This is a genomic window from Nitrosomonas sp. Nm58 (assembly GCF_900107335.1).
Classification (GTDB): domain Bacteria; phylum Pseudomonadota; class Gammaproteobacteria; order Burkholderiales; family Nitrosomonadaceae; genus Nitrosomonas.
Genome location: NZ_FNPQ01000018.1, coordinates 45,775 through 63,353, shown reverse-complemented (window position 1 = coordinate 63,353; position 17,579 = coordinate 45,775). Strand labels below are relative to the sequence as shown.

The following is a 17,579-nucleotide window of genomic DNA, read 5'->3' as shown; positions in this document are numbered from 1 at the left end:
CCAAACCCGTCATGCAGCACAGCAAGATGTGCTGCAGTATATTTCCATGTTCTATAACAGCCATCGACTGCATTCATACTTGGAGTACAAAAGCCCCAATCAATATGAAGTGGAAACAGAAAAATTGAAAGAAGTCGCTTAACTGGGTTGTCCGGTTTTACTTGACCAGGTCACTTCCAGTCGCGTTGATGTAATCCTTATGTCGAACTCACGTTATATTATGGAGCAAGGCTCAGATTTTCTGGAAGTAAAGATGAGGTAGGCATGATTGCTCCAGCATGAAATCAAGAATGTCTTCGATCAAGCGTATTAGCCATAAACGTCATACAATTCACCGAGGAAAAAGCGAGCGAAACGCCCCTTAATTGCAATTTCTTCTGTGAACGATGCCGCTTCCGTGGCATGGAAACTCTTGATTAAATCCTTGATACCTGCCAAGGGCAGGCATAAAGTGCCGATAGCGACGAGATTCCCATCCTCCACACGCCCTTTGAATAATTTTAGACTCAGATTCGATAAATCACGCCACAGGTCGAGACCAAGGTCGTCATGAAGGACTTGCTCGAGGATAAAACTGTAACCTTGATTATCTTTTTCTATACCAAATTCATAAGTAATTTTTCGTGTTTTCTTCGATGCATTTTTTTCCAAAGTAAAGCGACCGTCAGTGAGCATCCTAAAAGTGCCGATAGTGGGGTTGCTCAGATGACCCGTCATTCTTGCGGTATGCTGTGGATCATTAACAAAAGCTTCGAGATGATCAATATGAACGGTCAGGCTCAGCTTTAAATCTTCTCTTGTGCCAGGACGTTCCTGAAAATTTAAGTAGCCTGCCAAGTGCTGCGAAAAGCGGATTCCCGGCGCTGGATCTTTCATGCGGGAGGGGTTAGTAGGATTGATCTGGCCTGGTGCTTGGGTAAGATTTTGCAAATAGGCTTTGCCATCGGCATAGCCCATTTCGATTAAAGTGGCATGGTCGATTTTACCAAGATACAAATCTGGGTCCAAGGGTAGAGGATGGTCAGGTCGAATGACATGGACCTGGATTGGGCGAGTTTGACCATAAGGACTGTCACCTTTCTCGATGCGGTGATTAAGCTCCCGTATGATTTCCAGCTGGTTGTTCAAAGCGGTATTGGCGCTAACTTCCAGCATTTGCACATAGAGGTGCAATATGCCTCCACGGTATACCCCTGTATTGCCTAATCCCCAAAGTACCCAGATCTCCTCGGCAGCATTCCTGACTACCTCGATGAGATTGGCATCCTGGACAAAACCGGTATCCAGATAAATACCTCCCTCCTTACGCACTGGCGGAAAGACGCCCGGCAAAGACATACCGGCAATGATCATGTCTTCGTCAATATTCTGATGAGAAATAGTTTTAACGGTTTTGTTGGCGTAATCCAGGACGTTATAGCTGGCGTTAACTGCATCCACTTGGTGGATGGCTGCAAAATCGATACCGAAATGAGGCAGTACCTTACTGCGGAAACCATCGGCATCGCCAACGCCTTGCAAATTCTCAACTTTAAGGCAATCCTCGATTGGTAGAAATGAAATGGTGTCGATCAGACGCAAAGTACGCCAGCGCCGACATATTTCTGTTGGTGAGAGTCCTGATAGCAGCATGGACAAATTCAGGCTACCACCCGAGGTGCCGTCCATGAACTGAAAAACCATACCAGCTTCCTCCAGAGCAGCCAAAATACCGGCCTGGTAAGACAGGCGCAAGCCACCACCTGGCAGTACCAAGGCTCGTCTGGGTTCGCCGGATTTTTGGGGCGCTGCGAGGTGAACAGATTTGCTTATACTCATGTTAGTGAATTTTAACGGTTGAGATTGCCAAATGTTTCACCAATGATCGGGGCGCTTGGTGACGGTGGCCACGTTTCATCCTGCGGTAAATCAATGACACTTTCGAATCCTTCTGGTGGCGTTGATGGTGGTTCGGCCTGGTGAAGAAACCAGGATTCGATATGGTCATCGAGTGTGCCGACAACGCCTGGTATGAAGGCGGTCATCAACGGCTGGTTTTCAATTTCCAGGGTTTTCAGAACATCAGCGTGTGGATGATCGCCTAACACCAGCTTGGCTTTGGCGAACTTGAACAGCTTCATGCCTGCCCAGCCTTTAATGTAGATGCTGGATTTCATCAGCATGCCACGGAAAGCGCAGTAATTGACAGCGGGGATATTCAGCAAAGGCAGAAAAGAGAATGAGGGGCGAGCTATTTCTATATAAGTTACCAATTGACCATCCAGATCATATTGGCTGCTGACAGTGTTATCTCCGATCTTAAAGTCAAGATTGCCTTGATGCTTGGGCATACCCCAGATGCCTTTGCCACCCTTGACGGAAATTTTTGTGGATACCGGTAATTCGAGTACATATTGACCCGTGCCGAAAGTATTCATCAATAGCAACGGAAGCAAAGGGGGGGCAGGTTTAAGGCCATGGGTACAGGCGATACCGATACTATATTCAATATATTTGCCGATGTTGGTTCCCAGATAGTTGATGACGGTCACCACCAGCAGGCCTTTATTGTTACGGAGTCTTAGCGGATGAACCTCTGCCGGTAATGCAGCCTCGGCTTTGTCTGCATTGATGGGGAACGCCGCCATCAAGACAGGGGATGGAGCGCATTGCACAGGTAGCTGAAAAGGAATATCGTCGACCAAGGAATGTTGGCCAGAAGTTACTTTGATTCGCTTGGGAATGCCCATGTTTGTTATCTCCTGATTATTTGGCGAGTTCTTTGATCATGATGGGAAAGACGTCACGAGCAGCATTCTTGCCCATGAAGATATCCAAGTGACTGTATTCCGGCAGCCTATGCAGTGTATGGAAATTAGGCTGCAGCTTGTCAAAATAGGCCCATGATTTTTCTTGGCTCTCCGGTAAAAAACAGCGATTCTTTCCGCCGCAAAAAAATGAAAAACGTGCTGCTGTTTTGGGTGGTACAGCACCGAAATCTGCTGGTAATTCGGAGTAACTTTCTACGGAAACCAGATTGCCCTTGTGGACGCAGCGAGCCATCTGCTGGAAAAATCTCAGGGGCACGTTACCAAATTCTTCCTTAAGCCATTCATGGGTGTTTTCGTTGAGGTTTTCATGCTGCCATAAAGCTGGAAAGCCGCTGCCATAGGTAAAACTCACCAGCTTGCAGACGGTGTTATTGCATTCATGATGAGTCAGTTTGACCATGGCCGTCATTAACTTGGCGATCCAGGTTGGCGCATCCACTCCCCAGTGGGGATTTACATAAGGAGTGAGCGTATTTACTAACGGGACGACAAAATTTAGCTTAAATGCCGACCAGGCAGGTACAACCGGATGCAAAGTGACGGCGTTCGCAATAATGGTCGATACTTGGGGCACAAGGCCCGCCATGGCGGACATCATAAAACTGGTAGAACCTTGGCAATGGATAATCGCCTTCATGGTTTCATGACCCGTTTCTTCGCAGATTCTTCGCACTGCGTAGGGGTGATCGTAAAGTGCTGCTTGATCGAGGGTCCAGGTGTTGGCAGGAAAATCGATACTGGCACGCCAGTTCTCCAGCCAGACATCGTAGCCAGCTTCTATAAGCGCATCGACGATAGTTTTTTTTTCTGGTGCACGGAAGATATTTGCCCGCACTCCTGCGCCGTGAACCAGGATAACGGGTTCTTGCGTGGGCGGCCGGCTGGAGGAGCGAACATTGATCAGGTTCAATGCCATGCCGTCGCCAGCCGTGAAGGGAACGATACGTTCCGTCAGATCCATGATGTCATCCTTTCGGTATGGTGTGGTTAGCTGGAATCAAGGCTCGATCAGTTCCGCGATACGCTCCGCCAGAGCAGCGATCGTGCGGGAAGGATTTAAGCCAACTGCTTTCGGAAAAATGGATCCATCGGCAATGTAAAGACCTGGGTAACCAAACACTTCTCCCTTATGATCGACAACGCCGTCTGCGCTATGGGTGCCCATTCGGCAGCCTCCCAAGGGATGCGGTGTGATCAAATTTTTCAGGATGGACCAGGTCAAAGGAACCTTGGCTTCGCCTTTTGTCGCTTTTGAGAGTTTTTCATGCATGTCGACCAATGCCTGGACAGCACCCTCGGATTTTTTGATATTCCAATCCAATTGTACTTTGTGGCGAAAGGGGGGTATCCAGCTGCGAGAAAGTTTCAATACGCCATCTGAGGCATCCACTGCCTGTCCAAACCACGGCATGACCGAAGATAAAGGGCTCTTATTTTGGACCAGGGACTGCAAGGCACTGAAAAAATGTCCAAAGTGATGATCCTTACTTAAACCAGTGACGGCATCTTTCATCAGATTGGGAAAGCCGCCGTCCTGCACCCAGAATCGCTGTCCTTTGAAGGATCCATCCAGAAAATCAATGGCACTGGTGATCGTCGGGCCATAGGTCGGTGAGATATCACGATGGTGATAAACTGCCGGGGTCAGGAAATCGCCATTGGAACTCCACCCTGTACCGAGGACCGGGCTGAGATTGGGCAGGGTTCCATATTGATCACGGCAGCGAAGGAGCAGGTCATTGGTTCCCATCGTACCGGCTGCCACAATCACTTTTTTAGCGTTCAGAAAACCAGGAGTCAGTTTTTGTTTGTTGGTATCGATCACGTTGAAATCGACGCGATAACCTTCACCGCTATGGAGCGGCGTGATGCGTTGCACGAGGTGCAATGGCTTGACTGCGGCGCCATGCTGCTCGGCCAGAGGAATATAATTCAAATCCAGGGTATTGCGGGCTTTGACCTGGCAACCGATGTCGCAATTACCGCAATGAACGCAAGTACCTTGCTCCTGACCGAATGCGTTGGTGTGATATTTGGTATGCTGATCGCCAAAAGCATCCGGACGATCATAACTGAAATCGGGATCAAAGGTGACTGCGAGGGGCATTTTACGAAAACGATCACCGAAACCACTTTTCTCGGCTGCTTCTTTCATCAGTTTGGTCTTGGCCGGCCACTGATTATCGGGTACTTCCTGAACGTTGAGCATCTTGCCGGTTTTTTCATAATACGGCTTTAAGGATTCGTAAGTGATTTCCTTAGGCCAGCCGGAATCGAAAACAAATGGCTCAGCCTCGACGAAAATATTCGCGTAAATCAGCGAACCGCCGCCCACACCGCTGCACTGTGCAACCGCCATGTCAGGATAGGTACGAATATCAATCCAGCCATTCAATTCGGCGGGTTTCTCATTGGACCACCACCAGGCATCCTTGGGATCGCGTGGATAATCCTTGACTTCCCAGCGCCGACCACGTTCGAGAATACAAACTTTCAGTCCTTTTTCTGCCAATCTGCAACCCGTTATGGCTCCGCCAAAGCCGCTGCCAATCACAATGACATCATAATGCAGCGTCTCATCATGAGATTTATCCAGTAACTGTTTGCCGAATTTAGGAATGATATAGCTATCCCATAGCTTTCCTGCAAAGAATGCGCCGAATTTTTCAATGGCGCGGGCTTTCTCAGCCAGGCTGGTGGCTCCAGGGACTTCAATGGTGGAAAGTAGATCAGCCAGTTGTTTAACTCCAAGTGTCAAAATTCCCGCACCCACGATTGGACCACTTTTGTCTTTGCCCTGATGCAGGCAAGTATACAAAGTGGTGGTATCAGACCAGAGATCAAAACCATGATCGTCCTTGACATTTTTGTGACCAGCTAAATAATAATCTTGCCCTTTATGCTGAAACGCTAGCTCATAGACCATATAGGTCATGTCGGGGTCATCGGTAGGTTTGAACAGGTTGAATACCCCGGAGCTCGCTGCGATTCCGGCTCCAAAGGGGAGGAAATCTATGGTGCCAGTCAATGATCCTAGATGGTTCGGGTCACTTAAGAAGCGATCCAGGTTATCTAGGCTGACCTTGGCGTGCATCGCCAGCTGAGTACTGTTTTGTTTACCTACATTGGCTCCTTCAACCGGATCAGTTACCCCGAGGGCAAAATAACCCGACATCGTTTCTTTGAACGTCAAAGACATATTGATAACCCTTTTCCAGCTTGGGAATTAAAAGATTTAAATTTCAATGAGTTTAATAACAGATTCTCGCCAAATAGTGCTTTTCGAATAAATTGCTATCAAGTGATGGTTTATTCCAATAACGAAAACATAAGCTTGCTAGAAGTACTTAGGCATTCCAGAGAAAATCGCTATTCTAGGCTTATGATTAATGGGAAAATGCTTCAAATAAATATAATTCGTACTGCTATTTGTAACTTGACTTGATACAGAAAATACTATTACACGCGAATATCTCAGAATTGATATGAATCAGCCGCCCGAAACAATTCAGCAACAAGTGAAAGCATTGCGTGAAGCGATTGATATGCACAATTATCGTTATTATGTCCTGGATGCACCGATCATCCCGGATGTTGAATACGACCGGATGTTTCGCGAATTGCAGCAGTTCGAGCAGCATTATCCTCAGCTGGTCACACCTGATTCGCCTACTCAGCGTGTGGGCGCCGCGCCTCTGAAAGAGTTTATCCAGGTGACGCACCGTACTCCCATGCTTTCACTTAATAATGCGTTTGAAGATACCGAAGTGGAAGCATTTGACCGCCGGATACGAGAGGAACTCAAGGCCGATAGCGTCGAATATACGGTAGAACCTAAATTCGATGGGCTAGCTGTTGGTTTAACCTACGAGAATGGCGTATTGACGAGTGGCGCGACGCGGGGCGATGGTTACACAGGTGAAGATATCATGCTCAATTTGCGTACCATTAAATCGATTCCATTGCGGTTGCCCATTGAGCATTCTCCTGCGCTGCTCGAGGTGCGGGGCGAAGTGCTGATATTGAAGGCGGATTTTGAGAAGCTTAATCTGGAACAGCAGAACAAAGGTGAGAAGATCTTTGCCAATTCACGCAATGCCGCTGCGGGTTCGCTCAGACAACTAGACCCGGGTATTACAGCGAAGCGCAGGCTGACTTTTTTTGCTTATGGTGTGGGTGTTCATGAAGGTGGAGTTACTCCTTATACCCGACACAGTGAAATTATCGCCTACCTGACTTCATTGCATTTCCCGGTAGCGCGAGAGCATAAAGTGGTTACCGGTGTCACAGCATTACTGGCTTACTACCGCCAGATGGCCATTTTGCGTGATAAGCTGCCTTACGATACCGATGGTATCGTTTATAAAGTGAACGATTTAGCGCAACAGGAAAAACTGGGTTTCGTTTCGCGCGCTCCTCGTTTTGCAATTGCGCATAAATTCCCTGCGCAGGAAGCGATGACCGAATTACTGGGAATCGATGTGCAAGTCGGCAGAACAGGGGCATTAACACCGGTTGCGCGATTGGCGCCGGTTTTTGTTGGCGGCGTAACCGTGACCAATGCAACCTTGCATAACGAAGATGAAATCAAGCGTAAGCAAATTATGATTGGCGACAAGGTCATCGTGCGTCGAGCGGGAGATGTCATTCCAGAGGTGGTGGCGGTTATCCCTGAGCAACGGCCACTTCACGTAAAATCTTTTTTAATGCCTGATCACTGTCCAGTTTGCGGTGCCCGTGCAGTGCGCCTGCCGGGAGAAACAGTCATGCGTTGTACCGGCGGGTTGTTTTGTCCTGCGCAGCGAAAGCAAGCGGTTTTACATTTTGCTTCGCGCCGCGCCATGGATATCGAGGGGTTGGGTGAAAAACTGGTAGATCAATTGGTGGATCACTCTGTCGTGCGTACCCCTGCTGATCTTTATAAGTTGGGTATTACAGCGTTGGTCAATTTGGAGCGTATGGCCGAAAAATCTGCGAATAATGTACTGCTGGCGATTGAAAAAAGTAAGCAGACCACGCTCGCCCGCTTTATTTACGCACTGGGTATTCGTCATGTGGGCGAATCTACGGCCAAAGAACTGGCACGTCATTTTGGTCAACTCGATCGATTAATGACTACCAATATGGAACAATTGCAGCAGGTATCCGATATCGGTCCAGTGGTTGCTCAGAGTATTGCCGACTTTTTTGCCGAACAACACAATCGCGAAGTGATCGAGCAATTACGTAGCTGTGGCGTCAGATGGGAAGAAAGCTCAGAAGTGGTTACACCTGTTAGTAGCTCCATTCATGGCAAGACTTTTGTTCTGACTGGGACATTACCCAACATGGCACGCGAGCAAGCAAAGGAAAAAATCGAGCATCTGGGGGGTAAAGTCACGAGTAGTGTTTCCTCAAAAACCGATTACGTAGTGGTGGGTGTCGATCCAGGCAGCAAATATGACAAGGCTGTCGAGTTGGATATCACGATACTGGATGAAGCAGGGCTGGTGAAATTGCTGCAGGATAGCGCCGGATTCAGTATTTGATATTTACATGTTAACCGCTAACGAAGCAGAACAACTCCTGAAGAATGCAGAGTTGATCGTTTCCGCTCAAGTACTGATGGAAACGATAGAACGTATGGCTAAAGAGATTACGCTGGCATTATCGGGTCAATATCCATTGGTATTCTGTGTGATGGGCGGTGCCGTGGTCTTTACTGGACAATTACTGCCCTTGCTTCATTTTCCGCTGGATTTCGATTATCTGCACGTGAGTCGCTATAATCGTACCCTTCGAGGCGGGCGCATTGACTGGAAAGTGCCGCCCCAAATTGATTTAAAGGAAAGAGTCGTGCTGGTTCTGGATGATGTACTGGATGAAGGTGTTACACTTGCCGCGATTCGTGAGCGCATGATGGAAGGAAAAGCAAAAGCATTTTATAGTGCCGTACTCGCAGATAAAGCTATTGGTCAAGCAAAACCGATTCGTGCAGATTTTATAGGCATGACATTGCCAGATCGGTATGTATTTGGTTATGGCATGGATATACAGGGGTTATGGCGAAATTTACCCGCAATCTATGCCATTAAGGAATGAGGTAGAAAGAAATATGCTCGCAATTATTGGTGGAAGCGGAATGACTAAGCTTGCTTGCCTGGAAATATCACATCGCCAGATCGTGAGAACGCCTTATGGTGAGCCATCTGGACCCTTAACCTTTGGCAAAATCCAGGATCAGGAGATCGTGTTCCTGGCACGACATGGTCATGGCCATACCATTCCACCACATGCTGTCAATTACCAAGCTAATCTTTGGGCACTGCATTTATTTAAACCAAAACGAATTATCGCGGTCGTATCGGTAGGTGGCATCCGTGCAGATTTGATACCTGGCAGGTTGGTTGTGCCGGATCAAATCATTGATTATACCTATGATCGGAAATTCACTTATTTTGATAAAACCGATAGACCCATTACGTATACTGATTTTACCCATCCCTTTTGTCTGGAAACGCGCAGCCATCTTTTGTCAGCAGCGAAACAGGCGAACGAGAACATTATCGATGGGGGAGTTTATGCGGTGACTCAAGGGCCGCGGCTTGAAACGGCTGCAGAAGTGAATCGATTGGAGCGAGATGGGGCAGATATGATAGGCATGACGGGTATGCCGGAAGCTGTGCTCGCGAAGGAACTAGGGCTGCCTTATGCTGCAATTGCGGCTGTTGCGAACTATGCGGCAGGGCGTGGTGCAAGCGCACATGCAATTCCACTAAAGGAAGTTTACGCTGTTTTGGAAGAAACCATGATAAGCGTACGAAACATATTAGAACATTTGGTAAAAATAAATGACGATTAGAACTGTTTTGAAAATGGGCGATCCACGTCTGCTGCAAGTAGCGAAGAAAGTGGGCAAATTCAATACACCCGAACTTGAAGCACTGATTCAGGATATGCAGGATACGATGGCAGCGCTCAATGGTGCGGGCTTGGCTGCACCGCAAATTGGTGTTGATCAGCAAGTGGTTATATTTGGCGTGGAATATAATCCACGCTATCCAAGGGCGGAAACAGTCCCTTTCACTGTATTGATCAATCCTGTTTTGACGCCATTGACAAAAAAAATGGAAGAAGACTGGGAAGGGTGTTTAAGTGTTCCCGGGCTGCGCGGTATAGTACCGCGCTATACCCAGCTACGTTATCAGGGGGTCGATCAGTTCGGTAATGTAATCGATCGGAGTGTGGACGGTTTTCATGCGCGTGTGGTGCAACATGAATGTGACCACCTGCAAGGAATACTCTACCCAATGCGTATTACTGATCTTCGCAAGTTTGGCTTTACAGAAGTGCTGTTTCCTGGTGAAGAAGTCATGGATGAGTAAATTACGCCCGAAAATGGGTGACATTACCAGGGTTTGACCACGACGAGCATGACTACTGCAAATAAAATAATGACGGGGATCTCATTGAACCAGCGATAATAAACATGACCGTGTTGATTGCGATCATGTTTGAAATCGATCAGTAATTTGCCGCAGTATATATGGTAGGCAATCAACAGGATGACCAGAGCTAATTTAGCATGCAGCCAGATCCCAGAGAAACCGTAACCGAGCCATAACCAGATTCCAAATAGCAGCGTCAATAGCGCGCCAGGTGTCATGATACCGTAGAAGAGTTTACGTTCCATCACTTTGAAACGATCAATCCCAGCTTGATCAGTACACATGGCGTGGTAAACAAACAACCGGGGTAAATAAAATAGGCCAGCAAACCAGGTAACCATAAAAATAATATGTAATGATTTTATCCAGAGCATAGGGTGATCCTTATTTTTGAGAAAAATAAAAGCTGGCGAGGCACCATTAATAGATGCGATCAGGCTATTTAAAAAATGATCGCATTCTTGTGTAATTATAATATAACCATTGGTTAGCTAGATTTAACTAGCTAGGCATAGGACTTTTCATATTATTGGTTACGTCTACAGTTTTTGCTGGAAAAAAATCTATATAGAAAACTTAAGTACCTACTGCACAAAGTTAAGAATGCTTTAGCCTGGTGATCATCTTCACTAACTGATAAAAGTATAAAATTTTGATGGAATGAAATGCGAATACTCTTGGTGATAGCACTACTCATCATTTATGGGTCACTTTACCCAGGAAATTTTTCTCAACCTGAGCCAGGTGTATTGGAGAACTTTTTTTCTGATTGGCGTTGGATGACTTCTCTAAGCGATATGCTTGGCAACGTTGTGTTGTTTATCCCATTTGGTCTTGCCAGCGGATTGGTTACGGGAATCGGCCGCAATACGGTCGCTCGTATGCTTGGGTTATTTGTTCTCGGTTTATTGCTTGCTTTTATCCTTCAGCTAGCACAAGTATGGTTACCTTCTCGATCAGCAGCACTCGCTGACGTTGTCTGGAACGTGGTTGGTATGCTATTGGGGATTGTAATAGCACTTTTGATGAAGAAATGTTTGCGAGCAGGCGTGCTGCCATCATTTGATTCCAAACTAATTGTTCCTTCTGCAATACTGGTTTTGTGGCTGCTGACCGAGTTATTGCCGTTAGTTCCTACATTGGATTTGCAAAAATTCAAAGATGCCATAAAGCCGCTTTTATTGCAGTTCGATTTTTCCCTTTCTGGCCTAATATTACATGCTGCAGGTGTTGTGGCTGCCGGCGCTGTTGTTTACGTGTTGAGTAAAAAGCCATTAATTTGGCTAACAAGCCTGATGTTGGTTGTTCTTGCCGGCAAAGTCGCCATAGTTAATCTGGTATTAGATACAACGGTTATATTGGGGTTATTGGCAGGTTATTTAACTTGTGTATTTTTACTGCGACAGAATGCGGAGAAATTATTTGATGTAAGCTTCTGGTCACTGCTCTTGGCTTGGACGATCGAGAGGATAACACCTTTTATAGTCGCATCAGATGGAGCTATCAACCTGATTCCCTTTGCCACCATGCTGGAGGGGTCAATGCAAACCAATGTAACTGGCTTGGCTCAATCGCTCTTTATTTATACTGCTTTACTATGGCTTGCGCAGGGAATGGGGGGTAATTTGAGAGGGATAGCAACAGGGGTGATTGCCTGGTCGATTCTACTCGAATTGACGCAAATGATCCTCTTGGGCCGCACAGCTGATATTACCGAGCCATTGCTCGTTCTCCTGGTTGCATGGGCATTATCAGAAACTCAAAGCTACTTGCAGCACACCCAATCACAATCTGCCTCGGAAAAGCATAAACCATCTATTGAGGCGGCGCCATTAGCGACCAGGGATATCAGTACCCTTCGAGCAAGCTGGGTTATTCCACTATTACTAATGATAGGGATGACGGGATTACTTTGGTTGATGCTCCGTTTGCCTAGCATTCCTTATAACCTTAGAGAATTATTTTTAGGTGATGGTCATTTTTTGATCATATTTATTTTTGTGTTGGCCTTGCTCTGGGTTGGTGCTGGGGCAGTATGGGTAAGTAATAAAATTGTATCCAGCAGAGTACCTTATTTAGTGTTTCCTGCATGGATATTTGCTGCGAGTCTTATTAGTCTTGTATTACTTTCTATGAGTGTAACTCAAGAGAGTATTGCCGATATTGCTGGTTCTAACAATTTATACTGGTATGTTATCAACCGTGATATCTGGGGCGAGAGCTGGCGACACATCTTTGAATGGATTGGACCGAATATGGTCATGATACTGGAGCGGCCAGTGCGTTATGCTGCCCTATATACGCCATTGATCGTTTTTCTGACATGGATCGTAAGCTTCTTTAACTTTTATGAACATAATAGACTGGCTATTCGCCATATTTTTCCGATTATCATCGGCGCTTTGCCCTGGTTGTGGCTGGCAAAAGCAATTGTCTTTGACTGGTCATCCACTGATAACCTGAACGAATTGATTGCTCGTGACGGGCCAATGGGCTGGGGCGGTGGTGGGTATCTCTATGGTCTGCTGGCAATCGTTTGTTTCAATGCGGTCATTCTGGCGAATGCCCTTAGCCATATTAAACAGCTAGCGTTTGTCGTGTTGTTCTCTATTGCGATGCTGCCGATTGGATGGTGGCTGTTGTCTCAGGGACTGGAGTCTGAAGTGGAAAAATATGGACATATATTCTCGGGTACGCAATTTCTGCTCGGACCTGACCGTCAGCATCTGTTATCAGAAATCGAATTATTCTTGCGATGGTGCCTGGTCCAGGCAGGCTTCGTCATAATGACGAGTATCGGGATACGCTGTTTCCAGCAGCTCAGATTCTGAGAATCTGGATTTAGCACTATAAAGAGACTGAATAAGTGAAAAAAGCTAAGACTCGGTTCACACTTCCTACGTCAAGCATATATAAATATAAATACATAAAACTCTAAGCGGTAATCAACACTTTCATGACAATACGGGAACAAGCATTAACAGGTCTCAAGTGGACAGCAGGTGGAAAACTGGCTGCGCAAATCATTACCTGGGGTATCACTCTTATCGTAATACGTTTACTGACACCTGAGGATTATGGCTTGCTAGCAATGGCGACAGTATTTGTTGCTTTCATGCTCTTATTGGCTGAAGCGGGACTTGCGCCAGCACTTGTTCAGAAACAGGAGCTAGATGAAGCTTCATTACGGCAGGTTTTTGCCATTATTATTTTGGTTAACCTGATTCTCCTGGCGATATTGAACTTGCTTGCGCCTGCCATTGCCGGTTTTTTTGGCGATGAGCGTTTGATTCCGATCCTGCACGTTTTATCGTTGCAGTTTCTGATCACTACTGCGGCTACCATTCCGGAAGTATTGCTTTATCGTGAGCTTAAATTCAAAAATCTTTCGCTGATTCAACTGACAGCCTCGATTGCTGGTAGCGTATTAACGCTTGCCATGGCTTTTGCCGGTTATGGAGTATGGGCACTCGTTTTCGGTAATCTTTTTGGGGCTATTTGGAAGGCGGTCGTGCTTAATGCGTTGGCGCCATTTCATTTGCTCCCCAAATTCTCCTTGCGAGGTATGCGAAATTTTTTATCCTTTGGAGGAAATATTACGCTATCGCGCTTGCTCTGGTTCTTCTTAACCCAGATCGATGTGATCATTGTCGGTAAATTGCTTGGCAAGGAGATGCTTGGCTTTTATTCGGTCGCGATGCACTTGGCCTCACTGCCGGTGCAGCGGGTTTCAGTTATTGTAAGCGAGGTTGCATTTCCGGTATTTAGTAAGATTCAAAATGATCGCGAGCTATTTCGCAGCTTTGTACTCAAGGCTATACGGGTATTAAGCCTGATCGCTTTTCCAGTGCTATGGGGAATTTCCAGTATAGCCAATGAAATAGTTCTCCTGTTTCTAGGGCAAAAATGGCAAAGTGCGGTCTTGCCGTTACAGCTGCTGACATTGATGATGCCATTCCGCATGATTGCAAATTTCCTGCCTTCTGCTATCAATGCACTGAGTCGGCCTGACATTGGTGTGAAGAATGCATTTTTGGCTTCGATTGTTATGCCAATTGCTTTCTTGATTGGGAGTCAATGGGGGATAGTTGGGGTGGCGCTGGCTTGGGTTACAGTATACCCAGTAGTACTTTCCATTAATATTCATCGCATGCTGTGTGCTATGGAATTACAATTACGCGATCTTTTTCATGCCATTACGCCAGCAGTAAGTTCAGCAACAGGAATGTATCTGGCCGTCTGGATGATGGGTTTGTTACTTGGGGAAGATATCAATCAATGGGCAAAACTGTTAATCATGATTGCTACGGGTGTGATGGCATATGGCGGTCTTACCTTATTTTTTAACAGGCAGGGCTATCAAGAAGTGATGAACCTGGTTTGGCAGAAATAGTGTGTGTGATATTCCTTATCAAAATGCATCGGACGTGTCTATGCTGCGGTTACCCAGCCAGGGAGAATCACCAGATACAAGAGGAGTTTGAAGGTGTCGAATGTGACGATACAAACCATGGAGATGTAGTCGGAGCGACCGCGTATTAGCCTGTGGAGAAGCGGTGCGGTCAGATTCTTCCAAGAGCCAGGAATCCACCGAAGTACGTAAGGCTTGCGTCTTGCCTCAGTAGGAATCTCCCGCCTTTAGGCGAGGAGGACTGTCAAGAGTAGCTAGAGAAATTATATCGGTAAGTTTCTCATGAGAATATTCTCCAATTTTATTTCGAGCGTATGCAAATAAAACAGGCATATCGAAATTTTCATCTTTCATGCTTTCAACAAATACCGATTGGAAACAAGATGAAAGCTCCCTCATCAGACTCTTCCTGGTAAATTTAATAACATGGCTGGGCTCGTCTATTGGCCCCAGACAATTGTCAGGAACAAAAATGATTAATGAGCCCGAAGGCTTAAGAATTTGCTGTAATCCACGCAGGAATTTTTGCCGCCTAATGATATGTTCAAGTACCTGAGATGCAATTACAACATCGTATTGTTGATCAAGTGGCGGGAGATTAGGTAGTTTGGCATGATGCATCGTAATCCCATGTTTTCCGAGAACTTCGACAGCACGCTTTGAAATCTCGAGACCCTCAAGATTTTTATAGTCGTGCTCTTTTAGATATCGAAGTAGTGTACCAGTACCGCAACCAACATCCAGTATGCGATCTGCTGGTGATGTCAGCGCTTTTATTAACCTGTTCTTGGTTGGCCAGTCACGACTTCCAGCTTGCCAGCTCACATCAAAAGCATAATCCCAGTATTCTTCTGATTTATGCTCAGCATGCATGTTTGCCAACAAGTGGTAACCAAGCGGGAAATGTTCAGAGAAAAAGGCTTTGATACGCCAGGGGATCATATTGTTACTCCGTGGTTATTTCTCAGAAAAGATCTACATCTATTTTGCAATTTATAGATTGGATTGCACCTGATTTCATTTTCACTTTTTTGATCTTATAAAATAAGCTAGATGTTTTTGTTTTGATACCGCCGATAATAAATGCTCTTACTTGACGTTGCCGGAATGCGGATGTAGATGACCTGACCCAGATGTTTTAATCCGGCCTTGATTATTCCACGTTGCGATGCAAGGTTTTTATGGTCCGCCATCATGTAAATACGCTCTATCCCGCTTTGAAAGAGTAAATGTGATAAAAATTGGATCATATAAGGATACACTCCAAGACCTCTGCATTTTTCTAGTGTAAAGCAATTAACAATTTCTACTTCATGATCTTTGAGAACCAATCGTTGAAAAGGCTCTTTTGAATATTCGCTGGCGGTATATACCCAGCTGATATGGACCAATTCTCCATCCTTGTAAGCGCCATAGGCAGTTTCAATTCCACGCGTTACATAATATAGCTTTGCCTGCTCCGAGAATCTCCCAGTATCAAGTGTGAGCGCTATTAAATCTTTACCGGTTAGCTTTTTAACAATCAGATCGGATCGGGGATTAAAAGGTATCATCTCACTATAGTTGCAACCGAATAGCTCTAATCTGTTAAAGTCAATAATAAAGCCAGAAAAGTTTTGTTTTGCCCGCATAAGATACCCTAAAGCGGATTTGGTAAGGGTAATTATCTTTTTGGGGAGCGCCTGTATTATCAACATAGGATTACCTAGTGGAAATAGGGGTATGCTTGGTATCAAGAATCATAACGAAGCAGTTTACGCTAGATAATTTGAACAGAAATGGAAATCTTCATTAAATTTTACTGGTTCTTTAATGGATACTTAATCTGTGGTCGGGGCATCAGCAAGATTAATCCACTCAATACCTAAGTCAATTTGTCGGCGAAATAGGGGTGGAATTTCAGCATTCCAGCCAATGGCCCTTAATTTGTTTTCTCTATACTCAAGTAGTGGCGTGGATGCCAGCATAGATTGAGCTATCGGTGATGCTAAGTTGATTTTTATACCCACGAAATAATTCATCATGTGGGTCTGACCGTGTTCAATCTCAGAATCCGGCGTGACTAGGTTGGCGCCTAATTTAAGTTTGAAATTAAGCGGGCCATCGTTTACAAATGGATTACTTGAGCCTAGATTGACATATTTAAAATTATTTTCTTGCGCCCAAATGAAAGATTGATTGTACAAAGCTGTTACAACACCTTTTTTTAGCCAAGTAATATCACCATTTCGCCAGCCAATATTAGCTATGCGAACAGTATCCGCACTTTCCAGTGCAAGTAAAATAGCACCAATCCAATGATCTCCCAGATATGCACCTATAAGAAAACCATTCTGGTATGTATGTTCGATATTTTCCCATTTCGATAAGAATGCCCGATCTTCATGCCGTGTTTTGACAGTTGGAATAAGCATTTGATGAAAAAATTCGTGAATCGCTTTGTCGTTTCTCAATAGTGTAAATTGATATCCTATACGGCGTGCTATACGCAAATCATCCTTTGCTCCTTTGCTGGTAATGATTTCCGTAATTGGTTTATTCAAGTTAATACGGCAATTTACAAATAAGGGAATAATATGCCATCCGCGGGAGGCATATAATGGTAGAGTCAGGGGATTCAGAGGGCATAGTGATATATCAGCAGCTAATGTTTTATTTCTCCCTCTCAGTATCTGGAGAAGTGAAAATTTACCTACTGGAAGGGGTTCAATCACATGACCCAATAGTTTGTGTGTCCAAGATGCATACTGAGGTTTATTTCCATAATAAATGATAGTACCTTCTCCTTCGTTAGATGGGATAGGCGCGTGTATGCGGTAAGCGGGTATGGACCAATTTTGCAGGGTATCCTGAATGCTTATTGTTGCAACATCTATCGGATAGCGAAAATTGGCTGGCAAGGCAGCATGCAATTCCCGAAGTAAGGATTTG

The 17,579-nt window shown here is 45.5% G+C and carries 15 protein-coding genes; 7 read left to right on the top strand and 8 right to left on the bottom strand.

The features are described 5' to 3' along the window. Positions 1-142: IS3 family transposase (locus tag BLW34_RS08700; RefSeq protein WP_143037874.1), on the top strand; the 142-nt coding region annotated here is incomplete at its 5' end. A 167-nt stretch (positions 143-309) separates the two neighbouring features. Here the strand turns inward: BLW34_RS08700 and BLW34_RS08695 are convergent. Genes BLW34_RS08695 through BLW34_RS08680 form a run of 4 tightly spaced genes read right to left on the bottom strand, consistent with a single transcriptional unit; the run spans position 310 to position 6,009 of the window. After that, positions 310-1,818 carry a patatin-like phospholipase family protein gene (locus BLW34_RS08695; RefSeq protein WP_090578332.1) on the bottom strand — a complete coding sequence of 503 codons (1,509 nt, stop codon included), beginning with the start codon at positions 1,816-1,818 and terminating at the stop codon, positions 310-312. A gap of 11 nt (positions 1,819-1,829) precedes the next feature. After that, on the bottom strand, positions 1,830-2,729 hold the full coding sequence (locus tag BLW34_RS08690) for an acetoacetate decarboxylase family protein (RefSeq protein WP_090578326.1): 900 nt from the start codon (positions 2,727-2,729) through the stop codon (positions 1,830-1,832). 16 nt (positions 2,730-2,745) lie between these two features. Next, complete coding sequence (locus BLW34_RS08685) at positions 2,746-3,771, bottom strand: esterase/lipase family protein (protein WP_090578323.1); 1,026 nt, start codon at positions 3,769-3,771, stop codon at positions 2,746-2,748. Between the two features lie 36 nt (positions 3,772-3,807). After that, positions 3,808-6,009: a GMC oxidoreductase gene (locus tag BLW34_RS08680; RefSeq protein ID WP_218138816.1), complete on the bottom strand. Its 2,202-nt coding sequence runs from the start codon at positions 6,007-6,009 to the stop codon at positions 3,808-3,810. 286 nt (positions 6,010-6,295) lie between these two features. On the opposite strand from BLW34_RS08680, the gene ligA reads away from it, so the two are divergent. From ligA to def, 4 genes are read left to right on the top strand one after another with little or no spacing between them, the layout of a single operon-like run. Further along, positions 6,296-8,338 (top strand): NAD-dependent DNA ligase LigA, encoded by a 2,043-nt coding sequence (gene ligA / locus BLW34_RS08675; RefSeq protein WP_090578320.1) that lies wholly within the window; start codon positions 6,296-6,298, stop codon positions 8,336-8,338. Positions 8,339-8,345: 7 nt separating this feature from the next. Beyond that, entirely contained in the window at positions 8,346-8,891 is a 546-nt protein-coding gene (locus BLW34_RS08670) for a hypoxanthine-guanine phosphoribosyltransferase (protein ID WP_090578317.1), read from the top strand. A gap of 13 nt (positions 8,892-8,904) precedes the next feature. Next, on the top strand, positions 8,905-9,651 hold the full coding sequence (locus BLW34_RS08665; RefSeq protein ID WP_090542439.1) for an S-methyl-5'-thioinosine phosphorylase: 747 nt from the start codon (positions 8,905-8,907) through the stop codon (positions 9,649-9,651). Next, the gene (def, locus tag BLW34_RS08660) at positions 9,641-10,174 is read left to right on the top strand and encodes a peptide deformylase (protein ID WP_090578314.1); all 534 of its coding nucleotides are present in this window, start codon (positions 9,641-9,643) and stop codon (positions 10,172-10,174) included. The genes BLW34_RS08665 and def overlap by 11 nt, the downstream gene beginning before the upstream one ends. 23 nt (positions 10,175-10,197) lie before the next feature. Here the strand turns inward: def and BLW34_RS08655 are convergent, their stop codons facing one another. Continuing rightward, positions 10,198-10,611 (bottom strand): CopD family protein, encoded by a 414-nt coding sequence (locus tag BLW34_RS08655; RefSeq protein WP_090542443.1) that lies wholly within the window; start codon positions 10,609-10,611, stop codon positions 10,198-10,200. A 291-nt stretch (positions 10,612-10,902) separates the two neighbouring features. Between BLW34_RS08655 and BLW34_RS08650 the strand changes: the two genes are divergently transcribed. Continuing rightward, positions 10,903-13,068 (top strand): VanZ family protein, encoded by a 2,166-nt coding sequence (locus BLW34_RS08650; RefSeq protein ID WP_090578311.1) that lies wholly within the window; start codon positions 10,903-10,905, stop codon positions 13,066-13,068. Between the two features lie 125 nt (positions 13,069-13,193). Beyond that, entirely contained in the window at positions 13,194-14,630 is a 1,437-nt protein-coding gene (locus BLW34_RS08645) for a lipopolysaccharide biosynthesis protein (RefSeq protein ID WP_090578308.1), read from the top strand. Positions 14,631-14,855: 225 nt separating this feature from the next. On the opposite strand, the gene BLW34_RS08640 is transcribed toward BLW34_RS08645, so the two are convergent. From BLW34_RS08640 to BLW34_RS08630, 3 genes are all read right to left on the bottom strand, one after another. After that, positions 14,856-15,590, bottom strand: a complete 735-nt coding sequence (locus BLW34_RS08640; RefSeq protein ID WP_090578306.1) for a class I SAM-dependent methyltransferase — start codon at positions 15,588-15,590, stop codon at positions 14,856-14,858. Positions 15,591-15,697: 107 nt separating this feature from the next. Beyond that, entirely contained in the window at positions 15,698-16,345 is a 648-nt protein-coding gene (locus BLW34_RS08635; protein ID WP_090578303.1) for a hypothetical protein, read from the bottom strand. 123 nt (positions 16,346-16,468) lie between these two features. Next, positions 16,469-17,548 carry a hypothetical protein gene (locus BLW34_RS08630; RefSeq protein WP_143037895.1) on the bottom strand — a complete coding sequence of 360 codons (1,080 nt, stop codon included), beginning with the start codon at positions 17,546-17,548 and terminating at the stop codon, positions 16,469-16,471. Positions 17,549-17,579: the final 31 nt, after the last annotated feature.

Excerpts from the sequence above, each read along its gene's own strand:
- BLW34_RS08680 (WP_218138816.1), bottom strand. The coding sequence starts at position 6,009 with ATGTCTTTGACGTTCAAAGAAACGATGTCGGGTTATTTTGCCCTCGGG.
- BLW34_RS08670 (WP_090578317.1), top strand. The coding sequence starts at position 8,346 with ATGTTAACCGCTAACGAAGCAGAACAACTCCTGAAGAATGCAGAGTTG.
- BLW34_RS08655 (WP_090542443.1), bottom strand. The coding sequence starts at position 10,611 with ATGCTCTGGATAAAATCATTACATATTATTTTTATGGTTACCTGGTTT.
- ligA (WP_090578320.1), top strand. The coding sequence starts at position 6,296 with ATGAATCAGCCGCCCGAAACAATTCAGCAACAAGTGAAAGCATTGCGT.
- BLW34_RS08695 (WP_090578332.1), bottom strand. The coding sequence starts at position 1,818 with ATGAGTATAAGCAAATCTGTTCACCTCGCAGCGCCCCAAAAATCCGGC.
- BLW34_RS08665 (WP_090542439.1), top strand. The coding sequence starts at position 8,905 with ATGCTCGCAATTATTGGTGGAAGCGGAATGACTAAGCTTGCTTGCCTG.
- BLW34_RS08650 (WP_090578311.1), top strand. The coding sequence starts at position 10,903 with ATGCGAATACTCTTGGTGATAGCACTACTCATCATTTATGGGTCACTT.
- BLW34_RS08640 (WP_090578306.1), bottom strand. The coding sequence starts at position 15,590 with ATGATCCCCTGGCGTATCAAAGCCTTTTTCTCTGAACATTTCCCGCTT.
- BLW34_RS08685 (WP_090578323.1), bottom strand. The coding sequence starts at position 3,771 with ATGGATCTGACGGAACGTATCGTTCCCTTCACGGCTGGCGACGGCATG.
- def (WP_090578314.1), top strand. The coding sequence starts at position 9,641 with ATGACGATTAGAACTGTTTTGAAAATGGGCGATCCACGTCTGCTGCAA.
- BLW34_RS08645 (WP_090578308.1), top strand. The coding sequence starts at position 13,194 with ATGACAATACGGGAACAAGCATTAACAGGTCTCAAGTGGACAGCAGGT.
- BLW34_RS08690 (WP_090578326.1), bottom strand. The coding sequence starts at position 2,729 with ATGGGCATTCCCAAGCGAATCAAAGTAACTTCTGGCCAACATTCCTTG.
- BLW34_RS08635 (WP_090578303.1), bottom strand. The coding sequence starts at position 16,345 with ATGTTGATAATACAGGCGCTCCCCAAAAAGATAATTACCCTTACCAAA.